The organism is Acrocarpospora sp. B8E8, assembly GCF_039871605.1.
GTDB lineage: Bacteria > Actinomycetota > Actinomycetes > Streptosporangiales > Streptosporangiaceae > Acrocarpospora > Acrocarpospora macrocephala.
In genome coordinates this window covers 44,619-68,760 of sequence record NZ_JBDPLV010000033.1, presented here as the reverse complement: position 1 = coordinate 68,760, position 24,142 = coordinate 44,619, and the positions used below count along the sequence as shown (strand labels likewise).

The window sequence follows — 24,142 nt, the reverse complement described above, 5'->3', positions numbered from 1 at the left end:
CGTTCACGAGCCCTCCCTCTCATTCGCCGATCCGTCGGCCGATTCGCCGGCCGCTTCCGCGCGGCCCCGCCGTACACCCTGCTGGAAGCTGGAGAACCGATCCCGCACCGCTTCTGGCGAGACCGGCGGGGCCGTGGCGGGCGGGGAGCTCGCCGCGTTCACCGATCCTGGCACCAGATTCGCCCGGGGCGTGCGGCGGGGCAGCCCCGCCGGCGTCACCCCGCCCGCGGCCGGCTCGTTGGCCGCCGCCGCCGCGCGGTAGCCGGTGTCCGCGCTGGACCGCCAGGCACTCTGCGGCGGCACGCCCGGCATGGGCACGCCCTGCGGCGGCATGCTCTGCGGCGGCACGACCGGGGGCTTCGGGTCCGGACGGCGGAACCAGGCCGACTCCACCGAGGCGAAGATCGGCAGGTACTCGTCGCCGCGTTCCAGCGACTCCGCCCGCGGCTCGTACGACGGCGCGCCCAGCACCGGGAACGCCCCCGAATGCTCGGTGAAGGCGGGGAACGAGGCGGTGACCTCCCCCGCCGGCTCCGGCCGGCCCGGCGACCGGGGCGGCGCGCCGAACGCGGACCACCCGTTGGACGAGGCCGGCTCCCTGGGCATCTCCCGCGGCGCGTGCCGGGGCGGTTCCTGCGGCGTGACCGGCCTGCGCACCGGCAGGCCGCTGGTGGTCGTGGGGGTGTGGAACGCGCCGGTGGGCTCGATGGCGGCGGGCGTCGGCCAGGCCGGAACCTCGCCGTATCCGGTGGCCACCGGCTTGGCGTCCGGGTTGGCGATCAGCTCAGCCGGGAACAGCACCATCGCGATCAGCCCGTTCACGTCGCCCGGCCGCAACTGCACCCGGATCCCGTGCCGCTGCGCCAGCCGGCCGACCACGAACAGACCCATCCGGCGGGAGACCGACACGTCCACGGTGGGCGGCTCGGCCAGCCGCCGGTTGATCTCCATGATCTCCTCGGGGGACAGCCCGATGCCGGTGTCGCTGACGGCGAGCAGGACCGCGCCGCCCTCGATCGGGCTGCTGGAGACGATCACCTTGGTGTCCCGCGAGGAGAACGCGACCGCGTTCTCGACCAGCTCCGCGACCAGGTGCACCACGTCGTTCGCCGCGTGCCCGGCCACGGCCGCGGAACGGTGCACCCGTACGGTGACCCGCTCGTAGCCCTCCACCTCCGACAGCGACGCCCGGACCACGTCCACCAGCCGGGCGGGCTGGCTGCGCTTGCGCGCCGGCTCGTGCCCGGCCAGGACCAGCAGGTTCTCGCTGTTGCGGCGCATGCGGGTGGCCAGGTGGTCCAGCTTGAACAGGTCGGCGAGACGGGTGCCGTCCTGCTCGCCGCGTTCCAGGCCGTCGATGAGCGAGATCTGCCGCTCTACCAGGGTCTGGGTCCGGCGGGACAGGTTGACGAACATCGCGTTGACGTTGTTGCGCAGCTGCGACTCCTCGGCGGCCAACCGGACCGCCTGCTGGTGCACCTCGTCGAAGGCCTGCGCCACCTCGCCGATCTCGTCGGCGCTGTCCACGGTGACCGAGTGGTCGTCGGCGGGCTGCTGGGGCTCGCCGGCCTCACGCATCCGCCGCACCACCTCGGGCAGGCGGATCCCGGCGATCTCCAGGGCCTCGGCCCGCAGCCGGCGCAGCGGGCGCACCATCGACCGGGCGATGAGCACGGTGGTGGCCAGCACCAGCAGGATCAGCGCGAGGATGAGGCCGCCCGCGATGAGGGCGCTGCGCTGCTCGGCGGACTGCAGCGCGGAGGCCCGGCCCAGCACCTGGTCGGCCACCTGCTGCTCCACGCCCTTGAGCGCCTCCAGGGCGGCCGTGTTGTCCTTGAACCACTCCTGCGCGGTGATCACCCGGCCGGGGATCGGGCGCAGCGCGTGGTTGCGGGAGCCGAGCGCGACCGCCCACGCCTTGGTCATCTCCACGTCCCTGGCGGCCGGCACGCTGCGGGCCTTGTAGAAGGCCGTGAACGCGGCCGTGTCGGCCTCGGCGTTGAACGCGGTGGTGTAGCCGGCCTGCCGGGACCAGGAGCCGAGGAAGCGCTGCAGGTCGTCGGGGGTGAAGGCCTGGCGCGGCTCCAGCAGCTCCGTGGTCAGCACGGCGCGCTGCTGGGAGGCCTCGTCCTTGGCGTGGGCCAGCGCGGACAGGGCCCGGGAGGCGGCGACCACCTGCGGGTCGTCGCTGATCTCGCCAAGCTCGTCGTGCAGGCGCAGGATGGTGGCGATGGCCTGGCCGTAGTCGAAGAAGACCGAGGTCGCCGCGTCCTTGTCGCGTTCCGCGGCGTGGCTGTCGGCGATGACCTCCAGCCGGCTGAGCGTCTGCCTGGCCTCCTCGGCGGCGCGCTCGCCGTAGGACTCGTCGATCTGCTTGACATCGTCGATGGAGGCGGCCAGCAGGCGGTCGACGGTGGCCTTCTGCTGGTTGAGGTCGTATTCCTGCTGCTGGATGACGCGGCCGGGATCGCGGAGCGAGGCGCGCACCCCGATCAGGCCGTCCACCCAGGCCGTGCGGTCGCGTTCCGTCGCGAGCTGCTGGCTCAGGTCGCGCAGCCGGGCCGCGTACTCGGCGGCGGCCAGGGTGCGTTCGTTGGCGGCGATGCTGTCGACTGATTCGGTGACCCGGATGCCCGCCAGGATGACGGCGATCAGGGTCGGTGCGAGGATCAGGGCGGTCAGCCGGGTTGGCACGCGCCAGTTCCGCAGCGCGAAGCGTTTGGCCCGTTCCCGTTCCCCGGTCTTTTGTTCCGTGCTCACCGGCCCCCGCTAAAACGTCAAGTGCCATTGCTAGACAAGCGCGGACAATTCGACCACAAGGTCACGATGGTAAGAGGCCTTACCGATACAAGGGACGCAATCGTTACCAACTGGTAAGAGGAATGATCCCAAGGCACAGGCCGGACAGAAGATCATCTAAGTGCGATAAGCACCTGTTCCCGTACTTGGGTCCGCTGCTGCTCGTCCAGGATGGGCCGGCCGGCCCGGTCCACCACGTAGAAGACGTCGACCGCCTCCGCGCCGAGAGTCTCCACCCGCGCCGCGCGTACGTCCAGGCCACAGTCCCCGAACGCCCTGCCGATCTTCCACAGCAGGCCGGGACGATCGTGCGCGCGGACCTCGACCACGGTGGCCGTGCTGGACGCGTCGTCCACCAGCGTCACCCGCGGCGGCGCCACCGGCACCCGGGGCGGGCGCAGCGATCGGGTCCTGCGGGCCAGCCGCTGCTCGATGTCCAGGCGCCCGGCCAGCACCAGGCGCAGATCCGCCTCCAGGGTCGCCGGGTCGGGGGGCGAGCCGTACTCGGGGACCACCGCGAACTCGATCACGGCCGTGGACCCGGCCGAGGCGGCGGAGGCCGAGCGCACCACCATCCGGTGCGCGGCCAGCACCCCGGCCGCGCGCCACAGCAGCCCGGGCCGATCCGGGGCGACCACGGTGACCGCGCCGCCGTTGACCCGGATCGCGCCGCCGCCGTGCCGGGCCAGCGACGCCTGCTCGGGCGACAGGCTCGGCGCGGGCGCGGGCGGCGTGCCGTTCAGCGCGGACCTGACCCGGCGCACCAGGTCGGAGACCAGGGAGGCCTTCCAGCTGTTCCAGGCGGCCGGACCGGTGGCCTGGCCGTCGGCGACCGCCAGCGCGGCCAGCAGGTCGAGCACCTCGCGGGTGCCGACCGCGCCGGCCACCCGGGAGATCGTCATCGGGTCGTCCAGGTCGCGGCGGGTCGCGGTCTCCGGCAGCAGCAGGTGATGGCGGACCATGGTGGCCAGCACGTCCACGTCGGCGGCGGGCAGCCCCATCCGGGTGGCGATGTCGCGGACCACCACCTCGCCGGTGCTGGAGTGGTCGCCCGGCCAGCCCTTGCCGATGTCGTGCAGCAGCGCGCCGATCAGCAGCAGGTCGGGGCGGGACACCTCGCGGGTGAACGCGGCGGCTCCGGCGGCCGTCTCGATCAGGTGCCGGTCCACGGTGAAGGTGTGGATCGGGTTGCGTTGCGGGCGGTGCCGTACCCGCTCCCAGTCGGGGATCAGCCGGACCAGCACGCCCGCCTGGTCGAGTTCCTCCCACACCGGCACCGCCGCGCGGCCCGCGCCGAGCAGGCCGACCAGGGCGTCCCTGGCATCGTCCGGCCAGGGCACCGGCAGCGGCGGGGACTGGGCGGCCAGCATGCTCACGGTGGCCGGGGCCAGCGGCAGCCCGGCTTCGGCGGCGGCCGCGGCGGCGCGCAGCACCAGGACAGGGTCGTTGCGGGGGCTGACGCCGCGCGCCAGCACCACCTCGCCGCCGTGCTCCACCACGCCGTCGGCGAGCGGGCGGCGGCCCCGCGGGGCGGGCCCGGAGAGCAGCCGGTCGACGGTCCGCCAGGTGGCGTCGAAGGCGTGCGCGATCGTGCGCCCGGCCTCGGCCAGGCGGCGCATCAGCGCCTCGGCGTCCAGCAGGCCGAGCGTGCCGGCCACCGCGTCCTGCTCCTGCAGCACCAGCCGGTCGGTGCCGCGCGCGGTGACCAGGTGCAGCCCGTGCCGGATGTCCAGCAGCAGCTCGTACGCCTCCCGCACCCGGGGCCCGGGGGCGGAGGCCACCCAGGCGGCGGCCACGGCCTGCATCGCCTGCACGTCGCGGATGCCGCCGCGCGCGTCCTTCAGATCGGGTTCGAGCAGGAAGGCCAGCTCCCCGCTGGAGTCGGCCCGGTTGTCGGCGGCCTCCCGCAGCTCGCCCAGGCGCCGCCGCGAATCGGCCCGCCACTCCACCAGGACGGCTTCGCGCGCGGCCCGGGTGAGCTCGGGATCGCCGCTGATGTGCCGGGCCTGGATGAGGCCGAGCACGGCCTTCAGATCCTCCCGGGCCACCTTGGCGGCCTCGTCGACGGTGCGGACCGAGTGGTCCAGGCCGATCCCGGAGTCCCAGATCGGGTACCAGATGCGGTCGGCGATCTGGGCGACGTCGTCGCGGCCGTTGTGCAGCAGGACCAGGTCCAGGTCGCTGCCGGGGGCCAGCTCCCCCCGGCCCAGGCTGCCGACGGCGACGAGCGCGACCCCGCTTCCCGCGGTGGCGCGCTCGCCGCCTCTCTCGATTTCGGGGAGCCCGCTCTTCCCGTTCCGCTGGCTGATCGCCGTGCGGAACAGATCGGTGAGCCAGCGGTCGATATCCGCGGCCCGCTCCTTGCGGGCCGCGGCGAACGAGCGAGCTTCCCCTCTCATCATTCGGTTACAGCGCCTCCGGCCCGCGTTCCCCGGTGCGGACGCGGATCACCGTGTCCACCGGCACGGACCAGACCTTGCCGTCGCCGATCTTGCCGGTCTGCGCGGCCTTGGTGATGACGTCGATGACGTCCTCGGTGTCCTCGTCCTCGGCCAGCACCTCGACGCGGACCTTGGGCACCAGGTCGACCTGGTACTCGGCACCGCGGTAGACCTCGGTGTGGCCCTTCTGGCGGCCGTAGCCGCTGGCCTCGCTGACCGTGATGCCCTTGACGCCGAACTGCTCCAGAGCGGCCTTGACGTCGTCGAGCTTGAACGGCTTGATGATTGCGGTGATGAGCTTCATGCGTCCACCTTCTTGGCCTCAGCCGGAACCGCCGGCCCGTTCGGCGAGGTTACGCCCGAGGAGTGGATCGTGCCGAGGTCGTAGCCGGTCTCGGCGTGCGTGGTGATGTCGATGCCGGTGACCTCGTCCTCCTGCGTGACCCGGAAGCCCATCGTCTTGTCGATGACCTTGCCGATGATGTAGGTCACGATGAAGGAGTAGAGACCGACGGCCACCGGGCCGAGGACCTGCAGGCCGAGCTGGCTGATGTCGCCGCCGAAGAACAGGCCCAGGCCCTGCTCCCGGCTCATGCCGAGGCTGGAGGCGAGCTCGCCGGTGAGGAACGGGTACTGCGCCAGGAAGCCGAGGGAGACGGCGCCGATGACACCGCCGACCAGGTGCACACCCACGACGTCAAGGGAGTCGTCGTAACCGAGCTTGTACTTCAGGCCCACCGCGAAGGCGCAGACGGCACCGGCAATGGCGCCGATGGCGATCGACGTGAGCGGGTTGACGAAGCCACAGGCCGGGGTGATGGCGACCAGACCGGCGACCGCGCCGGAAGCGACGCCGAGCGTGGTGGCGTGGCCGTCGCGCAGCTTCTCCACCACGATCCAGGCGCCCGCGGCGACCGCCGTGGCGACCTGGGTGTTCATGAAGGCGAGGCCGGTGGTGCCGTCCACCGCGAGCTCGGAGCCCGCGTTGAAGCCGAACCAGCCGAACCACAGCAGACCGGCGCCGAGCAGCACCAGCGTCAGGTTGTGCGGCCGCATCGGCTCCTTACGCCAGCCGGCGCGCTTGCCCAGCACCAGCGCGAGGGCCAAGGCCGCGGCACCCGCGTTGATGTGGACGACCGTGCCGCCCGCGAAGTCCTCGATGCCCAGGCCGTACAGCCAGCCGCCGCCCCAGACCCAGTGGGCGACGGGGAAGTAGACCAGCGTGGCCCAGACGACCGAGAAGACGACCCATGCGCCGAACTTGGCCCGGTCGGCGATGGCGCCGCTGATCAGGGCCACCGTGATGATGGCGAACGTCAACTGGAAGGCGGAGAAGACGATGTTGGGGATGTTGTCGGCGGTGCTGTCCGCGACCAGACCCGCGGCCGCGGTGTCGACAACGCCGTTCAAGCCGATCGCGTCGAGGCCGCCCACGATCTTATTGACGAAGCCGGTTCCGTCACCGGCGGCGTCGAAAGCGAGGGAGTGACCGTAGATCACCCAGGCGATGGTTACCGTGATGATGCTGACGAACGACATCATCATCATGTTCAGGACACTCTTTGCCCTGGTCATGCCCCCGTAGAAGAATGCGAGACCTGGCGTCATCAGCAACACGAGTGCTGTCGCTGTGATCATCCAGGCAGTGGAGCCGGTATCGATTTCCATCGACGCGGCCCTCCTTCCCATTGGCGTGTGGCCGGTTATCACGTGCGCAGTGGGCTTCACTCAGGCTTCATTGACCGGCTGGCACACTGACGATTTCGGACGAGAGCGCCTCCGCCACCGGCTCACACCGACCGCTCGGGTCCTCTTCCGTGGGCGCCAGCGTCTTCTTCTGCCGTTTCAGGTCACGACGTGGCGTGTTTCACATCTGTGAAACTCGTTTGTGGCATGTTTCGGGAAGGTTTCGGATCGTGTGGAAACGCAAAAACGCGCACCCCCAAAGGGGTGCGCGTTGGTAAAACCCTGGTCAAGCCGCCGCGTGGGCCATCTTCCGCAGCCGGGCCAGCGCGTCCCGCTCCACCCGGCGGGCCCGATCCCTGCCGATGCCATACCGCTCGCCGACCTCGGTGAGGGTGTGCTCGCGGCCGTCCACCAGGCCATAACGCCAGCGCAGCATCTCCCTGGCCTGACCCTCCAGGCCGGTCAGCCACTGCTCCAGGCGCTCCTTCTCCAGGGTGGCCATGGCCTGCTGCTCGGGGTCGGCCCAGGTGTCGTCGGCGATCATGTCGCCGAGCTCGGTCTCGTCCTCGTCGCCCACGCCCAGTTGCAGCGAGACCGGGTCGGAGGCCCAGCGGCGCAGCTCCCTGACCCGCTCGATCGGCAGGTCCAGCACCTCGGCCAGATCCACGTCGGTGGGTTCGGTGTCGAATTCGGCGAGCATGTCCCGGCGCACCCGCATCAGCCGGGTCATCTGCTCACCGGCGTGCGTCGGCAGCCGCACCGGCCTGGCCTGCTCGTGGATGGCGCGCCCCACCGACTGCCGAATCCACCATGTCGCATATGTCGAGAATTTGTAGCCACGCCGATAGTCGAATTTCTCCACCGCGCGCACCAGGCCCAGATTCCCCTCCTGCACCAGATCGATCAGCGGCATGCCACGCCCCGAGTATTTCCGCGCCACCGCCACCACCAGTCGCAGGTTGGCCTGGATGAACTCGTCCTTGGCCCGGTGCCCGGAGACCGCGATGCGTTCCAGCTCCTCGTCCAGCGCGTCGCCCACCTTGGGTTCCGCGTCCCCGGAGTCGAGCAGCTGTTCCGCGAAGAGGCCGGCCTCGATGCGCTTGGCGAGCTCCACCTCCTCCTCCGCGGTCAACAGCGGCACACGCCCGATCTCCGCCAGATAGGTTCCCAGCAGATCGCGATCCGCTACCTCTCCGGTGCGATTCCCCGTCGCCATTTCGATGGCACCTCGTTCCGCCGCGGCATCATTCATCAACAGCTTCGTCCTGCAACGACCAACGGATCGATCAGGGCAAAGATTCCCTTAACAAATACGACCCGGGAACGGTTTTGGTTTCCTCCTACAGGAGGATGCGCACCCGGAAATCGGGGCGTCTGCCCTGGGAAACGGGAATCAAACGACGCGCCGCCCCGCCTGCCACACCTGCGCCACCAGCGGAACTCCCGGCCGGTAGGCCAGATGCACGTACGAGGGCGCGTCCAGGATGACGAGATCCGCGCGGGCGCCCGGCCGCAGCGTCCCGACGTCGGCGCGCCGCAGCGCCGCCGCCCCGCCCCGGGTCGCCGCGCGCACCGCCTCCAGCGGCGTCATGCCCATCTCCCGTACGGCCAGCGCCACGCAGAACGGCATCGACGAGGTGAACGAGGACCCCGGATTGCAGTCCGTCGCCAGCGCCACCGTCACCCCGGCGTCGAGCAGCCGCCGCGCGTCCGGATACGGCGAGCGGGTCGAGAACTCCGCGCCCGGCAGCAGGGTGGCCACCACCCCGCTGGCGGCCAGCAGGTCCACGTCCCGGTCGCTCAGATGGGTGCAGTGGTCGGCCGAGGCCGCCCCCAGCTCGCAGGCCACCCGCACCCCCGGCCCCTCCCCCAGCTGGCCGGCGTGCACCCGGGCCTGCAGCCCGGCCTTCAGCCCGGCGGCCAGGATCTCCCTGGTCTGGTCCTCGTCGAACGCGCCGCGCTCGCAGAACACGTCCACCCACTTGGCGTACGGCGCGCAGGCGTCCAGCATCGGGCCCGCCGCCAGCCGCACGTAGCGGTCGGGGTCGCCGTCCGGGACGACATGGGCGCCCAGATAGGTGGTCTCGGGGGTGAACGCGGAGGCGATCTCCAGGGATCTGCGCTCGTCCTCGACGGTCAGGCCGTACCCGCTCTTGATCTCCATGGTGGTGGTGCCCTGGGCGATCATCTCCGAGACCAGCGCGGCCGTGTTGGCGGCCAGCGCCGGGGTGGTGGCCGCGCGGGTGGCGGCCACGGTGGTGCGGATGCCGCCCGCCGAGTACGGCCGGCCCGCCATCCTGGCCGCGAACTCGGCGCTGCGGTCCCCGGCGAAGACCAGGTGGGCGTGGCTGTCCACGAAACCCGGCAGGATCGCGCGGCCGTCCACGTCCACGTTGCGGTCGGCGAGCGGGGCGTCGGCGGCTTCGCCCACCCAGACCACGGCGCCGCTCTCGACGACCAGCGCGGCGTCCGCGATCTCCTCCCGCTCCGGATCGCCGGTATAGAGATGCCCGATCCCATGGAACAGCGTTGCCGTCATCGTCCCCACCTGAACGTCCCCACCCTGAATTCCGGCCCGTCAGCCGCGGACCGCGTCGATGGCGGTCCGCAGCAGCGCGCCGACCTCGCCCAGCGTGTGCCTGCCGTCCTCGACGATCCGCCGCCCGCCCGACACCACCGAGCTGACATCCGCCCCGATCGCCGCGAACATCACCGATTCCACCGCCGAACCGGCGGTCGCGCCAGCCGTACGGACCGAGTCGAGCCGGACCGTGACCAGATCGGCGTGCGCGCCCGGGAGCAGGAATCCGGCGTCGGGGAACCCGAGCGAGGCGTGCCCCGCGGCGGTGGCGGCGTTCAGCAGTTCCGCGGCCTGCCAGTGGCCGCGTTCCTGAGTGGCCAGGCGCTCGTCCAACTCGACCGCGCGGGCTTCCTCGAAGAGGTCCACGACCGCGTGGCTGTCGGAGCCGAGCGTGATCGGGCAGCCTGATTCCCGCAGGTGGCGGGCCGGGCCGATGCCGTCGGCCAGGTCGCGTTCGGTGGTCGGGCACATGCAGACGTGCGTGCCGGAACCGGACAGCAGCGCGATGTCCTCCTCCGACAGGTGGGTGGCGTGCACGGCCGTGGAGCGCGGGCCGAGCGCGCCGTGCTCGTGCAGCACCCGGACAGGCGAGGCGGCGTAGGCGGCCACGCAGGCGTCGTTCTCGGCGCGCTGCTCGGAGACGTGCGCGTGCAGCGGGCCCGCCTGCCGGTGGGCGAACTCCACCACCGTGGGCATCTGCTCGGGCGGGACCGCGCGCACGGAGTGGATAGCGGCGCCGATCTCCACGTCCTCCTCGCCGTGATAGGCGGCGGCCAGCTCCTCGGCGCGCTCGGCCCAGCGGTGCGCGTTCCCGTCACCGAACCGCACCTGCGGCCCCTGGAGCGCGGCCCCGAATCCGCCGTTCAGGTAGCAGGTGTCCAGCATCGCGACGCGCAGCCCGGCCTCGCGGGCGGCCTGGATCAGCGCGTGCCCCATCTCGTTCCCGTCCTTGTACGGCGTGCCGTCGGGACCGTGGTGGACGTAGTGGAACTCGCCGACGGAGGTGATTCCGGCCAGCGCCATCTCGGCGTACACGGCTTTGGCCAGGGCGTAGTAGTTGTCGGGGTCGAGGCGGGCGGCCACCGCGTACATCTGCTCGCGCCAGGTCCAGAACGAGCCGCGTTCGGTCTGGGTGTGGCCGCGCAGCGCCCGGTGGAAGGCGTGCGAGTGGGCGTTGGCCAGGCCCGGGATGGTGAAGCCGGGGAGCCGCACCGCGCCGGGCGGGGGATCGGCGTGGCGGGTGACCTCGAGGATCCAGCGGCCCTCGATCGTGATCAGGACGCCGGAGATGACCTCGCCGGGGGGAAGCCAGGCCAGCTCGCACCAGTAGCGGGTCATGGCGCCTCCCCGCACAGGTCGGCCAGAACGGCCGCGAGGGCGGTGACCCCGGCCGCGCAGTCGCCGGGCTCGGCGAACTCGGCGGGCGAGTGGGAGACACCGGTGGGGTTGCGGACGAACACCATCGCGGCGGGGATCCCGGCGGAGGCGAGGATCCCCGCGTCGTGACCGGCTCCCGTCGGCAGGATCGGGGCGGGGTGCCCGGCGATGGCGGCCACGCGGTCGCGCAGCGCGGCCGGGAAGGTGACCTCCGGGGTCCAGGATTCGCAGACGACCTCCTGGCCCTCGGATAGTTCGGCCACCAGGCGGCGCACCGCGTCCTCGTCGGCGCCCCGGGCGTCCAGCCAGGCCGAGACCAGGGATGGGATCGCGTTGGCGTTGTTCGGCTGGATCATGACCTTGCCGAAGGTGGCGAGCACGCCCAGTTTCTCTGCGACGCCGCGGGCGGCCAGCACCGCCTGCGCGTACTTGAGCGTCGGGTCGTCCCGGTCGGCCAGGGCCGTCGTGCCGGCGTGGTCGGCGGTGCCGTGGAAGTCGAAGCGCCAGCGGCCGTGCGGCCAGATCGCGGCGGCCACCCCGACCGGCGCGGTCAGCGCCCGGCCCTGCTCGATGTGCAACTCCACGAACACGCCCACCCGGGCGAGGGTCTCCCGGTCCCGGCCGAGCGCGGCGGGGTCGCGGCCCTGGGCGCGCATGACCTCGGCCAGCGTGACCCCGTCGTCCCCGGTCAGGCCGCGCGCCCGCTCGGGCGGCAGGATGCCGGTGAGCAGCCGGGATCCGACGCAGGGCATGCCGAACCTGGCGCCCTCCTCGTCGCTGAAGCTGACGATCCCGAGCGGCCGGCTCGGCGTGAACCCGCGCGCCCGCAGCACGTCCACGGCGTGGAAGGCCGACACCACGCCCAGCGGCCCGTCGAAGGCGCCGCCCTCGCGGACGGAGTCCAGATGGCTGCCGGTGACGACGCCCGGTTTCCTGTCCGGGTCTCCCCACCAGGCCCAGAGGTTGCCGTTGCGGTCCTCGTGCCGGTCCAGCCCGCGCGCGTCGGCCTCCTGCCGGAACCACTCACGAAGCTCCAGCTCAGCCGGCGACCACGCGTCCCGCCGGTAACCACCGGTCCGCCTGTTCCTCCCGATCCCCGCTAGAACTTCGAGCATGTTCACCACCTTAGTGAATGAAACCATTCAGTGATATGGCCGCGCCTCCGGCACGGCGGGCTTGGCCGCCTTCAGCCTGTGTCTTCCCTCGTCACTCCGGGTCGCTTCGCTCCCCTGCGTTCCTCAGTCCAGACACAGGCGCGGCCAAGCCGCTTGATTGCCCTGGATAGGAGTGATGGCCGGGTTAAGAAGGCGCGGCCGAGGCGGGACATATGACTAATGGTGCGGGGGTTGCGCGGAGGGGCGGATGGTTATTTCGGTGAGGTGGGCGTCTGGGGAGGTGGTGACCGCGGCGAGGACTGCGCGGGCGACCGAATCCGGGGTCAGGTAACGGTCCGGCTGGAACTCGCCGCCTTCATGCTCGCGCACCTCGCGTTGCATGTCGGTGGCGATCCGGCCGGGGTAGATCGTGGTGACGCGGATGCCGTGGGGTTCCTCTTCCTGGCGGAGCACGTCGGCGAAAGCGCGGAGGGCGAACTTGCTGGCGGCGTAGGAGACCCAGCCCGGGTGGGCCCGCAGCCCGGAGCCGGAGTTGATGATCACGACATGGCCCCGGGTGGCGCGCAGTTCCGGCAGCAGGAGCCGGGTGAGTTCGGCGACCGCGATGACGTTCAGCTCGTAGGTGTCGCGCCAGACCTCGGCCGGGGTGTCCTCGACGCTACCCAGCCTGACCATGCCCGCGCTGTGCACCAGCAGGTCCACCTGGCCGACCCCGGCCACGTCGAACGGGCTGAGCGCGGTCAGGTCCACCGGCAGCGGGCGGGCGCCGAGCTCCGCGCACATCAGGTCGAGGCCCGATCCGCCGCGCCCGCCGAGAACGAGGTCGTAGTCCGGGGCCAGGGCGCGGGCGATCGCCGCCCCGAGGCCGCGCGAGGCACCGGTGACCAGGGCTGTTGGACGTTCGCTCATGCCGGCCAGTTTATCGCGTTGACGTGATCATTCAAATTTGTATATAAATTTGAGTATGTCGTCTACCCGGATCCTCATCCTCGGCACTCTGCTGGACGGCCCGCTGCACGGCTACGAGGTGCGCCGCCGCCTCGAGCTGTGGGGCGCGAGCCAGTGGGCCAACGTGGCCTTCGGGTCGATCTACCACGGCCTGGCCAAGATGGCGGAGGAGGGCCTGCTCACGGTGGTCGAGCAGGGCAAGGGCGGGAAGACCGTCTACGAGCTGACCGCGGACGGCCGGCTGGAGTTCCAGCGGGGGCTGCTCACCTCCTGGTGGGAGGTCCAGCCCATCGTGGACCCGTTCCAGGTCGCGCTCACCTTCATGAACCGGCTCGCGCCCGCGGATCTGGTGGTCGCGATGGAGGCCAGGGCCGAGCAGTTGCGGGCGGCCATCTCGATGACCGAGCGGGCGATGGGCGGCAAGCAGGCCTTCGGCGCGCCGCGGCACGTGGACGAGTGCCTGCGGCTGAACGCCGCCCAGCTCACCGCGCAGCTCGCCTGGGTGAGCGAGGCGATCGGGCGGGTGAAGGACGGGGAGCTTCCCTAGCAGCGGAACTTCGCGGAATTGTCGGTGGTGACAGGCAGGATGGGGGCATGCCCGCGGCCGGGAAAACCCCTTGACCCTCACGCCGGGTCACCCCTCATGCTGGCTATTCCCCTGAATACGGAGTAAATATGATCATCGAAGCGAATGATCTTCGTAAGACCTTCATCGCCAAGCGTGGCCGTGGCAAGACCGAGGAAGTCCAGGCCGTGCAGGGCATCGACCTGGGCGTCGAGGAGGGCGAGATCTTCGCGGCGCTTGGTCCCAACGGCGCCGGGAAGACCACGACGGTCCGGATGCTGGCCACCTTCACCGCCCCCACCTCCGGCACGGCCAGGGTGGCCGGGTTCGACGTGGTGAAAGAGGCGGCCAAGGTCCGGGAGAACATCGGTTACGTCAGCCAGGCGGGCGGGGTCGACGAGAACGCGCCGGGTCTGGAGAGCCTGATGCTGGCGGCCAGGATCAGTGGCATGTCGCGTAAACAGGCCCAGATCAGAGCCGACGAGCTGTTGCAGGCGTTCAGTCTGTCCGAGATCGCCAACCGCCCGGCCAAGACCCTGTCCGGCGGGCAGAAGCGCCGGTTCGCGCTGGCCATCGGCCTGGTCACCAAGCCGCCGCTGGTCTTCCTGGACGAGCCGACCACCGGTCTCGACCCGCAGAACCGGGCGAACCTGTGGGACGAGGTGCGGGACCTGCGCGCCCAGGGCACCAGCGTGCTGCTGACCACCCACTATCTGGACGAGGCCGACGCGCTCTGCGACCGGCTGGTCATCATCGACCACGGCAAGATCGTCGCCGAGGGCACGCCCACCGAGCTCAAGAAGGAAGTGGCGGGCGACGTGGTCACCCTGAGGCTCAAGGGCATCGACGAGGCGCGCGAACTGCTGGCTGCCCAGGACTACATCAAGGAGGTCCGCGCGGAGGATGACATGCTGCGCGCCTACCTGGACGACGGGGAGCACGGGCTGCCGCATCTGCTGCGGGCGCTTGAGGAGCGCGGCCTCACCCTCGACTCGATCTCGCTGGATCGGGCCACGCTCGACGACGTCTTCCTCCGCCACACCGGCCGCTCGCTCCGCGACGCCGCCTGAACCTCGAAGGATTTCCCCCCATGCTTCGCCATACATCCCTTTTCCTGGGCTACGAGCTCCGGTTCCTGCTCCGCAATCCGGTCTGGCCGGTGTTCGGCATCGTGCAGCCGGTCATGTATCTACTCTTCTTCGCGCCGCTGCTGGGCAGCACGACCCCGAGCGGGTCGATGCCCGAGGTGCTGGCCATGTTCACGCCCGGCTCGATGATGATGATCGCCCTGTTCGGGTCGCTGTTCGCCGGGTTCGGGCTGATCAACGAGACCCGCAACGGCGTGCTCGAGCGGCTCGCGGTCAGTCCCGCCTGGCCTCCGGCGATCATCCTCGGCCGGGTGGCCAAGGACATGATCACCCTGGTGCTCCAGGCCATCCTGGTGATGGGCGTGGCCATGCTGATGGGCCTGCGGATCGGGCTGGTCGCCTTCCTGATCATGCTCGCCCTGATGGCCACGACCGGTCTGTTCGCCGCCAGCCTCTCCTACGGCCTGGCCCTGGCGCTCCGCGACGAGAACGGCATGTCGCAGATCGTGCAGTTCTTCGCCATGCCGCTGACCCTGATCGCGGGCCTGTTCCTGCCGGTCTCGCTCGGGCCCGACTGGCTGCAGACCGCCGCCAAGTTCAACCCGCTCTACTACGGCGTCGAGGCCGGTCGCGCGCTCTTCCGGGATGATCTGTCCGACAGCACCATCCCCACCGCTTTCGGGCTGCTCGCCGTCCTCGCCGTGATCACCCTGATCTGGTCGATGCGTTCTCTCCGTAAGATGGCGGGGTGACGAAGATCCCCTGTTGCTCGGTCATCCGCTCGTACTCCTCCAGGCGAGCCTGAGTTCGCAGCGGCGCCGCGTCGGCCATGGCCTCCACCAGCACCATGGCCAGGGCCAGCGGCGCCGCATGCGAATCGAACACCAGCCGCTCCCCCACCGGCGCGTCCAGGACCACGTCGGCGGCGAACGGCGCATCGGCCCTATCCGTGATCACCGCCACCCGCAACCCCAGCTCCCGCGCCAGCTCCAGCGCCGCCACGGCCTCCACCGGATACCTCGGCAACACCACCGCCAGCACCCAGGCCGCCCCCGCCCGCCGCGCGCCGTGCAGCCCATCCGCCAGCTCCGACCCCCCATGGGTCAGCAACCGCACATCCGGATGGATCCGCCGCGCGAAGTACGCGAACGTCGTCGCCAGCCCACTCGACACCCGCACCCCCACCACCGGCAAAGGCTCCGACCCCGCCAACGCCTGCCCAAGCTCCGCGATCACCCCCATCAGCCCATCAGCACCCGAACTGGCGGAGCCCGCCACTGACCTGGCCTCCGGCGACTGCCCGCCGATGCGATTGCGAAGAGCGGTGAGGTTGCGGATCTCGATATCCAAGGCATCCCGGACCAGCGCCCGCTCCCCCAAAAGATCGGCATGCCCGCCCCCGGCCCCACCGAGAACCAGCGGCCGAAGCGCCTGCCGAAGCTCCGGGTAACCCGCGAACCCCAGCGCCGCCGCAAACCGCGTCACCGAAGGCTGACTAACCCCCACCCGCTCCGCCAACTCAACACTCGACAGAAAAATCGCCTCATGCAGATGCTCCCCCAAATAATGAGCAATCCTCCGCTGCACCGGCGAAAGCCGCCTCCCCTCCACCAACCACCCAAGCCCCTCGCTCACACCCACTCCTTCAGCCCTTCTCATGGAGCACCCAACAGAATGAGCAGGTCACCGGGCTACTCGCCGTTATCCGGCGCCGTTAACGCGGGCGGTGGTTCTCACCGCACCCGGCGCCAAGAGCGGCAGCGGCACTCTGCTAGTTGTTTAGGCCCTTAGTTTTCGCGCATCGGGATGCGGACGCCTTGGGTGGTGGCGACTTCGGTGGCTGAGTCGTAGCCGGCGTCGGCGTGGCGGATGACGCCCATGCCGGGGTCGTTGGTGAGGACGCGGTTGAGTTTTTCGGCGGCGAGGGGGGTGCCGTCGGCGACGGTGACCTGGCCGGCGTGGATGGAGCGGCCGATGCCGACGCCGCCGCCGTGGTGGAGGGAGACCCAGGAGGCGCCGGAGGCGACGTTGACCATGGCGTTGAGCAGGGGCCAGTCGGCGATGGCGTCGGAGCCGTCGGCCATGCCCTCGGTTTCGCGGTAGGGGGAGGCGACGCTGCCGCAGTCGAGGTGGTCGCGGCCGATGACCACGGGGGCGCTGATGGTCCCGTCGGCGACCATGGCGTTGAAACGCTCCCCGGCGCGGTCGCGCTCGCCGTACCCGAGCCAGCAGATGCGGGCGGGGAGTCCCTGGAATCGCACGCGTTCTCCGGCCAGCCTGATCCAGCGGGCGAGCGGCTCGTTGTCGGGGAACAGGTCGAGGATGGCCTGGTCGGTGGCGTGGATGTCGCGCGGGTCGCCGCTGAGCGCGGCCCACCGGAACGGGCCCTTGCCCTCGCAGAACAGCGGCCGGATGTAGGCGGGCACGAAGCCGGGGAACGCGAACGCGCGCGCGTATCCGGCCAGCTGGGCCTCGCCGCGGATGGAGTTGCCGTAGTCGAAGACCTCGGCGCCCGCGTCCTGGAAGCCGACCATCGCCGCCACGTGGGCGGCCATCGACTCCCGCGCCCGGGTGGTGAACCCGGCGGGATCCTTCTCCCGGGCGGCCGCCATCTCCTCGAACGCGACCCCGACCGGCAGGTACATCAGCGGATCGTGCGCGGAGGTCTGGTCGGTGACCACGTCGATCTCCGCACCCCGGCGCAGCAGCTCCGGCACGACCTCGGCGGCGTTGCCCTCCACCCCGATGCTGAGCGGGCGCCGCGCGTCCCGCGCCTCGTAGGCCAGCCGCAGCGCCTCGTCCAGGTCGGCGGCCCGCACATCCAGATACCGATGCTCGATGCGCCGCGAGATGCTCCGCGGATCGCAGTCGACGCAGATCACCACCCCGCCGTTCATGGTGACCGCGAGCGGCTGCGCCCCGCCCATGCCGCCGAGCCCGGCGGTGAGCGTGATCGTCCCGGCCAGCGAGCCGCCGAACCGCTTGGCGGCCACGGCGGCGAACGTCTCGTACGTCCCCTGCAGGATCCCCTGCGTCCCGATATAAATCCACGAACCCGCGGTCATCTGGCCATACATGGTGAGCCCGGCCGCCTCAAGCCGCCGGAACTCCTCCCAGTTCGCCCAGTCCGGCACCAGATTGGAGTTGGCGATGAGCACCCGGGGCGCCCACTCGTGCGTCCGCATCACCCCGACCGGGCGGCCGGACTGCACGAGCAGCGTCTCGTCGCCGGCGAGCGTGGTCAGCGTGCGCACGATCGCCTGGAAGGACGGCCAGTCCCGGGCGGCCTTGCCGGAACCGCCGTACACGACGAGCTGTTCCGGATGTTCGGCGACCTCGGGGTCGAGGTTGTTCTGGAGCATCCGGAGGGCGGCCTCCTGCGGCCAGCCCTGCGCGGTGAGCGCGGTGCCGCGCGGCGCACGTACGGTAGGCATCGGCCGTCCTCCTGAATGAAAGCATTCACGTTGGTCACTCGAAGGATACGGCGCGGGCGCCACTCGGGGCACCCCGGTGTCCTGTGATCCCGGGGTGCCCGCACCCGCGATCCCGGCGCGTACCGCACGTACGCGTGGCCCGGGAGCGGATTGTGGCGAAGGAGAGGCTCCGCACTGACGGAGGTGCCCCCCATTCCGGCGGCAGATCGTCAGCGCGCGGCAAATCTTCGATCACGGTGTCGCGGTGGCCAGGAACTGGGTGGTGGCGAGCTCACGGTAGAGGTCGTCATCGGTGAGGAGTTCGGCGTGGGTGCCGGTGGCGCGGACCCGGCCTGACTCCATCACGATGATGCGGTCGGCTCCGGTCACCGTGGACAGCCGGTGCGCTATCACCAGGACCGTGGTGTCCGTTGCCACTTCCGCGATGACCTCGCGCAGTCGCAGCTCGTTGACCGCGTCCAGCTGCGAGGTGGCCTCGTCCAGCAGGAGCAGCCGGGGCCGCCGCAGCAGCGCCCTGGCGATGGCGACCCGCTGCCGCTCCCCGCCGGACAGCAGCACCCCGCGGTGGCCGACCTGCGTCTCCAGGCCTTCGGGCAGGCGCGCGACTAGATCGTCCAGTTTGGTACGGGCGAGCGAGTGCCGTACCTCCGCCTCGGTGGCGTCCGGGGCGGCGAAGGTGAGGTTCTCCCGGAGGGTGCCGTCCAGGACAGGGGCGTCCTGTTCCACGTAGCCGACAGCGGCCCGCAGTTCGGCGAGGTCCCAGTCCCGGATATCCCGCCCCGACATCGTGATATTTCCGGATTGGGGGGAGTAGAAGCGCTCCAGCAGCGCGAACACCGTGGATTTGCCCGCGCCCGATGGCCCGACCAGGGCAGAAAGACCGCCCGCGCGGACCTCGAAGCTCACCCCGTCGTGCACGATCGGCCGATCATCCCCGTAGCGGAACACGACGTCATCGAACGTGACCCCGACCGGCGGCCCGTCGGCGCGCAGCGCGGCGACGGTCGGCTCGCCGGGCAGCTCCTCGATCTCCCTGATCCGGGTGATGGCGGCCAGCCCGTTCTGCAGCTGGGTGAAGCTCTGCACCAGCTGCCCGATCGGCGCCACCAGGTAGAACAGGTACAGCAGGAACGCGATCAGCGACGCGATCGCCATCGACCCGTCGGCCACCCGGGCCCCGCCCACGCCGAGCACGGCCAGGAACGCCAGCTGCACCGACATCCAGGCGCTCACCCCGGCGGCCGACTGCCAGGCCGACGCCGTCACGCCACGGTCCCTGGCCTGCCGCGCCGCCGCCGACACGACCTCGATCTCGCGATGCTCCGCGCCGCTCGCCTTCACCGTACGGAATGCCTGCAGCGCCCGGTCCAGCGCGGAACCCATCTCCCCCAGCGCCACCTGCGCCAGCGTGGACGCCTTCCGGATCCGCGGCAGGATCAGCGCGTTCACCAGGCCGACGCTGGCTACCACGCCCAGCGTGATCAGCAGGAGCACCACGTCCATGACCGCCATCAGCACCGCGGCTCCGGCGAACATGAACACCGAGCCGACGGCGGTGACCAGGGCGTCCGTACAGACCGCGCGGAGCAGCGTGGTGTCGGCCGTGACCCGGGAGAGCAGGTCGCCGGGCTTGAGCCGGTCCACCTCGGCCACCCGCAGCCGCAGGATCCGGTCCACCAGCCGGGTCCTGGCCCCGAACACGATGCCCTCGCCCATGCGCTCCAGCACGAACCGCCCGACGGCCGAGATGATCGAACCGGCCAGCACGGCCCCGCACAGCAGGAGCAGCGGGCCGAGCAGGGTCCGGCCGGTGCCGAACGCCTCGATCACGCTCTTGGCCAGCAGCGGCATGGCCAGCCCGGCCGCGCTCCCGATCAGGGCGAGCACCGCGCCGAGCACCAGCGTGCCCCGATGCGGGCGCAGGTAATCGAGTAACAGCCGCCACGACGCCCGCTCGCCCAGCGCGTTCAGCCGTCCTTCCGGAACAGCCGCCCCCCGCCGAACTTCTTGTGCACGGCCTGCTTGCTGACCCCCAGGGCCACTGCTATCTGCACCCATGAAATCCCCTGTACGCGTGCCCGCCGCACCTGCACCGCCGCCAGCCGGTCGGCCTGTCGCCGCAGCTCGGCCGCCGCGACGAGCCCGCGCAGGGGATCGTCCCCTTCGGCTGTGGTCACGAGAGCCACGAGTTCTCCGTTCATAAGGGTCAACCTATGTTGACCACCCGGCTTGGTCAATCTAGGTTGACCCGCACTCCCGGGTCAACCCGGGTTGACCCGATTCCGCTCTGCGCGTACGGCGACGGAGGTGAATCTTTCATCGGATTCCAGGGCGACATTTCCCATATCCCGCCCTGGATGTTCACCACCGGGACGGTCAGCTCCCCGCAACATCCTGTACACACCCACGAAATGCCCCGAGTCTGGGAGCGCGCCGGGCCGTCCCAAGAAGACCGGTTCACCAGCCCAACCGACCCTGCGGTCAATCCGCCGGGGCACACTTCTCCGGCCATTTGCTTAACCGGTTAATATAGAAAGGCAGATCATGAGAAAACGGATCGCACTATCCGGTGCGACGGTCCTCGCCCTGCTCGTGTCCCTGTTCGTCACCGCGCTCCCCGCCGACGCCGCGGTCGGCCTGCGGATCAGCGGCCGGAACATCGTCGAGGCCAACGGCAACAACTTCATCATCCGCGGCACCAGCCACGCGCACACCTGGTTCCCGACCCAGACGAGCTCGATCGCGAGCATCAAGGCCAAGGGCGCCAACGCGGTCCGCATCGTGCTCAGCGGCGGCCGGTGGCAGCCCGCCAACAACGCCGCCGACGTGGCCAACATCATCTCGCTGTGCAAGGCCAGCCGGCTGGTCTGCATCCTGGAAAATCATGACACGACCGGGTTCGGCGAGCAGGGCGGGTCGATCAGCCTGGACGCGGCGGTCAACTACTGGATCAGCATCCAGAGCGCGCTGACCGGCCAGGAGAACTCGGTCATCATCAACATCGGCAACGAGCCGGTCGGCAACAACGCGGTCACCCCGAACTGGACCCAGGCCACCAGCGCGGCCATCACCCGGATGCGCAACGCCGGCTTCCAGCACCTGCTGATGGTGGACGCCCCCAACTGGGGCCAGGACTGGCAGTTCGCCATGCGCGACACGGCCGCGTCCGTGAAGGCCGCCGACCCGACGGGCAACACCGTCTTCTCGATCCACATGTACGGCGTGTTCGACACCGCGGCGGAGATCAACGCCTACCTGAACGCCTTCCAGACCGCCAACCTCCCCCTGGTGATCGGCGAGTTCGGCCACAACCACTCGGACGGCAACCCCGACGAGGACACGATCATGGCCCAGGCGCAGGCCCGTGGCCTCGGTTACCTCGGCTGGTCCTGGAGCGGCAACGGCGGCGGCGTGGAGTACCTGGACCAGGTCACCAACTTCAACCCCAACCAGCTGACCTCGTGGGGCACCCGCCTGTTCAACGGCCCCAACGGCATCGCCTCCACCGCCCAGGAGTGCTCGCTCTGCGGCGGCACCACCCCCACCGACACGACCCCGCCGACCACACCGGGCGCCCCGACCGCGTCCAGCGTGACCTCGACCGGGGCGACCATCTCCTGGGGCGCCTCCACCGACAGCGGCGGCTCCGGCCTGGCGGGCTACAACGTCTACCGCGAGCAGGGCACCACCGACCCCCTGCTCGGCCAGTCCACCACCAACTCCCTCGCCCTCACCGGCCTGACGGCCAACACCCAGTACCAGGTGTACGTCCGAGCACGGGACGGCGCGGGCAACCTGTCCGGCAACTCGACTTTGGTCACCTTCACCACCACCGGCGGTACCACCGACACCACTCCGCCGACCACACCGGGCACCCCGACCGCGTCCGGCGTGACCTCCTCCGGCGCGACCCTCACCTGGACCGCCTCCACCGACTCGGGCGGTTCCGGCCTGGCCGGCTACAACGTCTACCGCGAGCAGGGCACGACCGACCCGCTGCTCGGCTCGCCGACGACCAACTCGATCACCCTGACCGGCCTGACCGCCAGCACCCAGTACCAGGTCTACGTCCGAGCCCGCGACGGCGCCGGGAACCTGTCCGGCAACTCGTCCCTGGTCACCTTCACCACCACCGGCGGCGGCACCGGCGGCGGCTGCACCGTGGTCGCCACTACCCAGAACACCTGGAACAACGGGTACGTGATCCAGCCGGTGACCGTCACGGCCGGAAGCTCGCCGATCACCTCGTGGACGGTCACCTTCACCCTCCCGGCCGGCCACACCGTCTCCGGGTCCTGGAACGCCACCTTCACGCAAAGCGGCCAGACCGTGACCGCCAAGAGCGTGAGCCACAACGGCAACCTCCCGGCAGGAGGCAGCGGCAACTTCGGCTTCCAAGGCAGCCGTCCCAACGGCAACACCGCCGTGCCGTCCGGCTACACCTGCACCACTCCGTAACCTGACCTGCGGAAATGTGGCCCCGGGACCCCCGGGGCCACACTTTTTGAAAAAGAACCAATCCGCGAGCCTCCATGGGGCGAATAGGCGGTCGAGGAGTCCGGCCGGACACCTCATCTGACCCAAACCTCCCTACCGTCCCGAGAGGACCGTTTGACATGGAGCTCCGGATTAACCGGCGATCCCTGATCGCCGTTGGGGTCGCGGGGGCGCTGGCCGCCTCCTCGATCCTGCTTCTTCGCCCGGCCGCCCCGAGCGCCTCCTCGCACCGCGAGGCTCCGCTCATCTCCGGCGACCCGCGCAACGACAACACCGACGTGTACGCCTTCGTCAGCCCCGACAAGACCGACACGGTCACCCTGATCGCCAACTGGATCCCGTTCGAGGAGCCCAACGGAGGCCCGAACTTCTACTTCTTCGACACCAACTCCCGCTACAACATCAAGATCGACAACGATGGTGACGCCAAGCCCGACGTCACCTACCAGTGGACCTTCAAGAACATCGACAAGCGCGGGAACGGCAGCGGCACGTTCCTCTACAACAACGGCCCCGTGACCTCGCTGAAGGACGAGAACCTGCTGTTCAAGCAGAAGTACACGCTCAAGCGCATCACCGAGAAGGGCACCACCACGATCGGCTCTGGCACCGTCGCGCCGAGCAACACCGGCCCCGCGTCGTTCCCCGACTACGCCAAGGTGCGCGGTGAGGCCGTGGACGGCATCAAGGGCGGCGGCAAGCAGTTCGCCGGCCAGTCCGATGAGGCCTTCTTCCTCGACCTGCGCGTGTTCGACCTGCTCTACGGCGGCAACCTGTCCGAGGTCGGCCAGGACACCACCCGCGGCTACAACGTGCACACGCTGGCCGTCCAGGTGCCCAAGAAGGAAGTCGCGCTCAAGGGCGACGTGACGCGCAACCCGGTCGTCGGCATCTGGTCGACCACCGACAAGTGGAGCCCGAGGGGCTACGTCCAGGTCTCGCGCCTGGGCCAGCCGCTGGTCAACGAGGTCGTGGTCCCGGCCCCGCTGAAGGACGCCTTCAACTCGCTCAGCCCCGACAAGGACGCGGGCATCCCGGCCGTGGTGAAGAAGGTCACCCACCCCGAGGTGCCGATGTTGCTGGAGGGCATCTACGGCCTGAAGGCTCCCAAGACCCCGCGTGACGACCTCGTCGAGATCTTCCTGACCGGCATCGCGAAGAAGAACGGCCCGATCAAGGCCGACCTCAACTCGCAGATCCTGAACAAGGACGCCGGCAAGCTGCGCCCGTCGGAGATGCTGCGGCTCAACCTCACCATCCCGGTGACCGCCAGCCCGAACCGGCTCGGCGTGCTCGCGGGTGACCTGCAGGGCTTCCCGAACGGCCGCCGCCTCGGCGACGACGTGGTGGACATCGCCCTCCAGGCGATGGCGGGCGCCGCCCAGACCGGCCAGCTGGTCCCGGCCCTGGCGGCGGGCGACAAGGTCGACCGGAACGACGTGCCGTTCCTGACGACCTTCCCGTACATCCCCGGCCCCAGCAACCAGGCCGTGAACCAGACCTTCAACGGTTCCTGACCCATCCAGACCCCGCCGCCGCGGCTGAGCTGTCGCGGCGGCGGCTGTTACATGGCCGCGCCTCCGGCACGGCGGGCTCGACCGCCTTCAGCCT

The 24,142-nt window shown here is 70.5% G+C and carries 18 protein-coding genes; 5 read left to right on the top strand and 13 right to left on the bottom strand.

Going from position 1 to position 24,142, the window contains the following annotated elements; translation table 11 throughout:
- Positions 1-3: 3 nt before the first annotated feature.
- From ABGB08_RS28910 to ABGB08_RS28870, 9 genes are all read right to left on the bottom strand, one after another.
- Positions 4-2,760 (bottom strand): nitrate- and nitrite sensing domain-containing protein, encoded by a 2,757-nt coding sequence (locus ABGB08_RS28910; RefSeq protein WP_347596071.1) that lies wholly within the window; start codon positions 2,758-2,760, stop codon positions 4-6.
- A gap of 152 nt (positions 2,761-2,912) precedes the next feature.
- The gene (locus ABGB08_RS28905) at positions 2,913-5,201 is read right to left on the bottom strand and encodes a [protein-PII] uridylyltransferase (RefSeq protein ID WP_347596068.1); all 2,289 of its coding nucleotides are present in this window, start codon (positions 5,199-5,201) and stop codon (positions 2,913-2,915) included.
- A gap of 4 nt (positions 5,202-5,205) precedes the next feature.
- Entirely contained in the window at positions 5,206-5,544 is a 339-nt protein-coding gene (locus tag ABGB08_RS28900) for a P-II family nitrogen regulator (protein WP_155360696.1), read from the bottom strand.
- Positions 5,541-6,908: an ammonium transporter gene (locus ABGB08_RS28895; RefSeq protein WP_347596065.1), complete on the bottom strand. Its 1,368-nt coding sequence runs from the start codon at positions 6,906-6,908 to the stop codon at positions 5,541-5,543. Before ABGB08_RS28895 ends, ABGB08_RS28900 begins: the two co-directional genes overlap by 4 nt.
- 304 nt (positions 6,909-7,212) lie before the next feature.
- Positions 7,213-8,142, bottom strand: a complete 930-nt coding sequence (locus tag ABGB08_RS28890) for a sigma-70 family RNA polymerase sigma factor (RefSeq protein ID WP_347596062.1) — start codon at positions 8,140-8,142, stop codon at positions 7,213-7,215.
- A gap of 177 nt (positions 8,143-8,319) precedes the next feature.
- Positions 8,320-9,465, bottom strand: coding sequence for an imidazolonepropionase (gene hutI / locus ABGB08_RS28885; protein ID WP_347596059.1), 1,146 nt, complete (start codon positions 9,463-9,465; stop codon positions 8,320-8,322).
- A gap of 39 nt (positions 9,466-9,504) precedes the next feature.
- Complete coding sequence (locus ABGB08_RS28880) at positions 9,505-10,845, bottom strand: formimidoylglutamate deiminase (RefSeq protein ID WP_347596056.1); 1,341 nt, start codon at positions 10,843-10,845, stop codon at positions 9,505-9,507.
- On the bottom strand, positions 10,842-11,999 hold the full coding sequence (locus ABGB08_RS28875; protein WP_347596053.1) for an allantoate amidohydrolase: 1,158 nt from the start codon (positions 11,997-11,999) through the stop codon (positions 10,842-10,844). Before ABGB08_RS28875 ends, ABGB08_RS28880 begins: the two co-directional genes overlap by 4 nt.
- A gap of 216 nt (positions 12,000-12,215) precedes the next feature.
- On the bottom strand, positions 12,216-12,908 hold the full coding sequence (locus ABGB08_RS28870; RefSeq protein WP_347596051.1) for an SDR family oxidoreductase: 693 nt from the start codon (positions 12,906-12,908) through the stop codon (positions 12,216-12,218).
- A gap of 55 nt (positions 12,909-12,963) precedes the next feature.
- On the opposite strand from ABGB08_RS28870, the gene ABGB08_RS28865 reads away from it, so the two are divergent.
- The 3 genes from ABGB08_RS28865 to ABGB08_RS28855 all read left to right on the top strand — a co-directional run bounded on the left by ABGB08_RS28865 (position 12,964) and on the right by ABGB08_RS28855 (position 15,352).
- Positions 12,964-13,494 (top strand): PadR family transcriptional regulator, encoded by a 531-nt coding sequence (locus tag ABGB08_RS28865; RefSeq protein ID WP_347596048.1) that lies wholly within the window; start codon positions 12,964-12,966, stop codon positions 13,492-13,494.
- Between the two features lie 128 nt (positions 13,495-13,622).
- A complete protein-coding gene (locus tag ABGB08_RS28860) occupies positions 13,623-14,582 on the top strand; it encodes an ATP-binding cassette domain-containing protein (RefSeq protein WP_347596045.1) in 960 nt (319 codons plus the stop codon).
- Positions 14,583-14,602: 20 nt separating this feature from the next.
- A complete protein-coding gene (locus ABGB08_RS28855) occupies positions 14,603-15,352 on the top strand; it encodes an ABC transporter permease (RefSeq protein WP_347596042.1) in 750 nt (249 codons plus the stop codon).
- Here the strand turns inward: ABGB08_RS28855 and ABGB08_RS28850 are convergent.
- The 4 genes from ABGB08_RS28850 to ABGB08_RS28835 form a co-directional block, all read right to left on the bottom strand.
- A complete protein-coding gene (locus tag ABGB08_RS28850) occupies positions 15,306-16,259 on the bottom strand; it encodes a MurR/RpiR family transcriptional regulator (protein ID WP_347596039.1) in 954 nt (317 codons plus the stop codon). The genes ABGB08_RS28855 and ABGB08_RS28850 overlap by 47 nt on opposite strands.
- 128 nt (positions 16,260-16,387) lie before the next feature.
- A complete protein-coding gene (hutU, locus tag ABGB08_RS28845; RefSeq protein WP_347596036.1) occupies positions 16,388-18,034 on the bottom strand; it encodes a urocanate hydratase in 1,647 nt (548 codons plus the stop codon).
- A gap of 231 nt (positions 18,035-18,265) precedes the next feature.
- Positions 18,266-19,933 carry an ABC transporter ATP-binding protein gene (locus ABGB08_RS28840; protein ID WP_347596033.1) on the bottom strand — a complete coding sequence of 556 codons (1,668 nt, stop codon included), beginning with the start codon at positions 19,931-19,933 and terminating at the stop codon, positions 18,266-18,268.
- 68 nt (positions 19,934-20,001) lie between these two features.
- The gene (locus tag ABGB08_RS28835; RefSeq protein WP_155346776.1) at positions 20,002-20,235 is read right to left on the bottom strand and encodes a hypothetical protein; all 234 of its coding nucleotides are present in this window, start codon (positions 20,233-20,235) and stop codon (positions 20,002-20,004) included.
- A 343-nt stretch (positions 20,236-20,578) separates the two neighbouring features.
- Here ABGB08_RS28835 and ABGB08_RS28830 point away from each other — a divergent pair, with 343 nt between their 5' ends.
- Positions 20,579-22,492, top strand: a complete 1,914-nt coding sequence (locus tag ABGB08_RS28830; RefSeq protein ID WP_347596030.1) for a cellulase family glycosylhydrolase — start codon at positions 20,579-20,581, stop codon at positions 22,490-22,492.
- Positions 22,493-22,650: 158 nt separating this feature from the next.
- Positions 22,651-24,048: a DUF4331 domain-containing protein gene (locus tag ABGB08_RS28825; RefSeq protein ID WP_347596027.1), complete on the top strand. Its 1,398-nt coding sequence runs from the start codon at positions 22,651-22,653 to the stop codon at positions 24,046-24,048.
- Positions 24,049-24,142: the final 94 nt, after the last annotated feature.

What these genes read in the sequence shown, in the direction of transcription:
- ABGB08_RS28895 (WP_347596065.1), bottom strand. Translation starts at nt 6,908, where the DNA reads ATGGAAATCGATACCGGCTCCACTGCCTGGATGATCACAGCGACAGCA.
- ABGB08_RS28900 (WP_155360696.1), bottom strand. Translation starts at nt 5,544, where the DNA reads ATGAAGCTCATCACCGCAATCATCAAGCCGTTCAAGCTCGACGACGTC.
- ABGB08_RS28850 (WP_347596039.1), bottom strand. Translation starts at nt 16,259, where the DNA reads ATGAGAAGGGCTGAAGGAGTGGGTGTGAGCGAGGGGCTTGGGTGGTTG.
- ABGB08_RS28855 (WP_347596042.1), top strand. Translation starts at nt 14,603, where the DNA reads ATGCTTCGCCATACATCCCTTTTCCTGGGCTACGAGCTCCGGTTCCTG.
- ABGB08_RS28830 (WP_347596030.1), top strand. Translation starts at nt 20,579, where the DNA reads ATGAGAAAACGGATCGCACTATCCGGTGCGACGGTCCTCGCCCTGCTC.
- ABGB08_RS28905 (WP_347596068.1), bottom strand. Translation starts at nt 5,201, where the DNA reads ATGATGAGAGGGGAAGCTCGCTCGTTCGCCGCGGCCCGCAAGGAGCGG.
- ABGB08_RS28835 (WP_155346776.1), bottom strand. Translation starts at nt 20,235, where the DNA reads ATGAACGGAGAACTCGTGGCTCTCGTGACCACAGCCGAAGGGGACGAT.
- ABGB08_RS28880 (WP_347596056.1), bottom strand. Translation starts at nt 10,845, where the DNA reads ATGACCCGCTACTGGTGCGAGCTGGCCTGGCTTCCCCCCGGCGAGGTC.
- ABGB08_RS28860 (WP_347596045.1), top strand. Translation starts at nt 13,623, where the DNA reads ATGATCATCGAAGCGAATGATCTTCGTAAGACCTTCATCGCCAAGCGT.
- ABGB08_RS28865 (WP_347596048.1), top strand. Translation starts at nt 12,964, where the DNA reads ATGTCGTCTACCCGGATCCTCATCCTCGGCACTCTGCTGGACGGCCCG.
- ABGB08_RS28870 (WP_347596051.1), bottom strand. Translation starts at nt 12,908, where the DNA reads ATGAGCGAACGTCCAACAGCCCTGGTCACCGGTGCCTCGCGCGGCCTC.
- ABGB08_RS28825 (WP_347596027.1), top strand. Translation starts at nt 22,651, where the DNA reads ATGGAGCTCCGGATTAACCGGCGATCCCTGATCGCCGTTGGGGTCGCG.
- hutU (WP_347596036.1), bottom strand. Translation starts at nt 18,034, where the DNA reads ATGCCTACCGTACGTGCGCCGCGCGGCACCGCGCTCACCGCGCAGGGC.
- hutI (WP_347596059.1), bottom strand. Translation starts at nt 9,465, where the DNA reads ATGACGGCAACGCTGTTCCATGGGATCGGGCATCTCTATACCGGCGAT.
- ABGB08_RS28890 (WP_347596062.1), bottom strand. Translation starts at nt 8,142, where the DNA reads ATGGCGACGGGGAATCGCACCGGAGAGGTAGCGGATCGCGATCTGCTG.
- ABGB08_RS28875 (WP_347596053.1), bottom strand. Translation starts at nt 11,999, where the DNA reads ATGCTCGAAGTTCTAGCGGGGATCGGGAGGAACAGGCGGACCGGTGGT.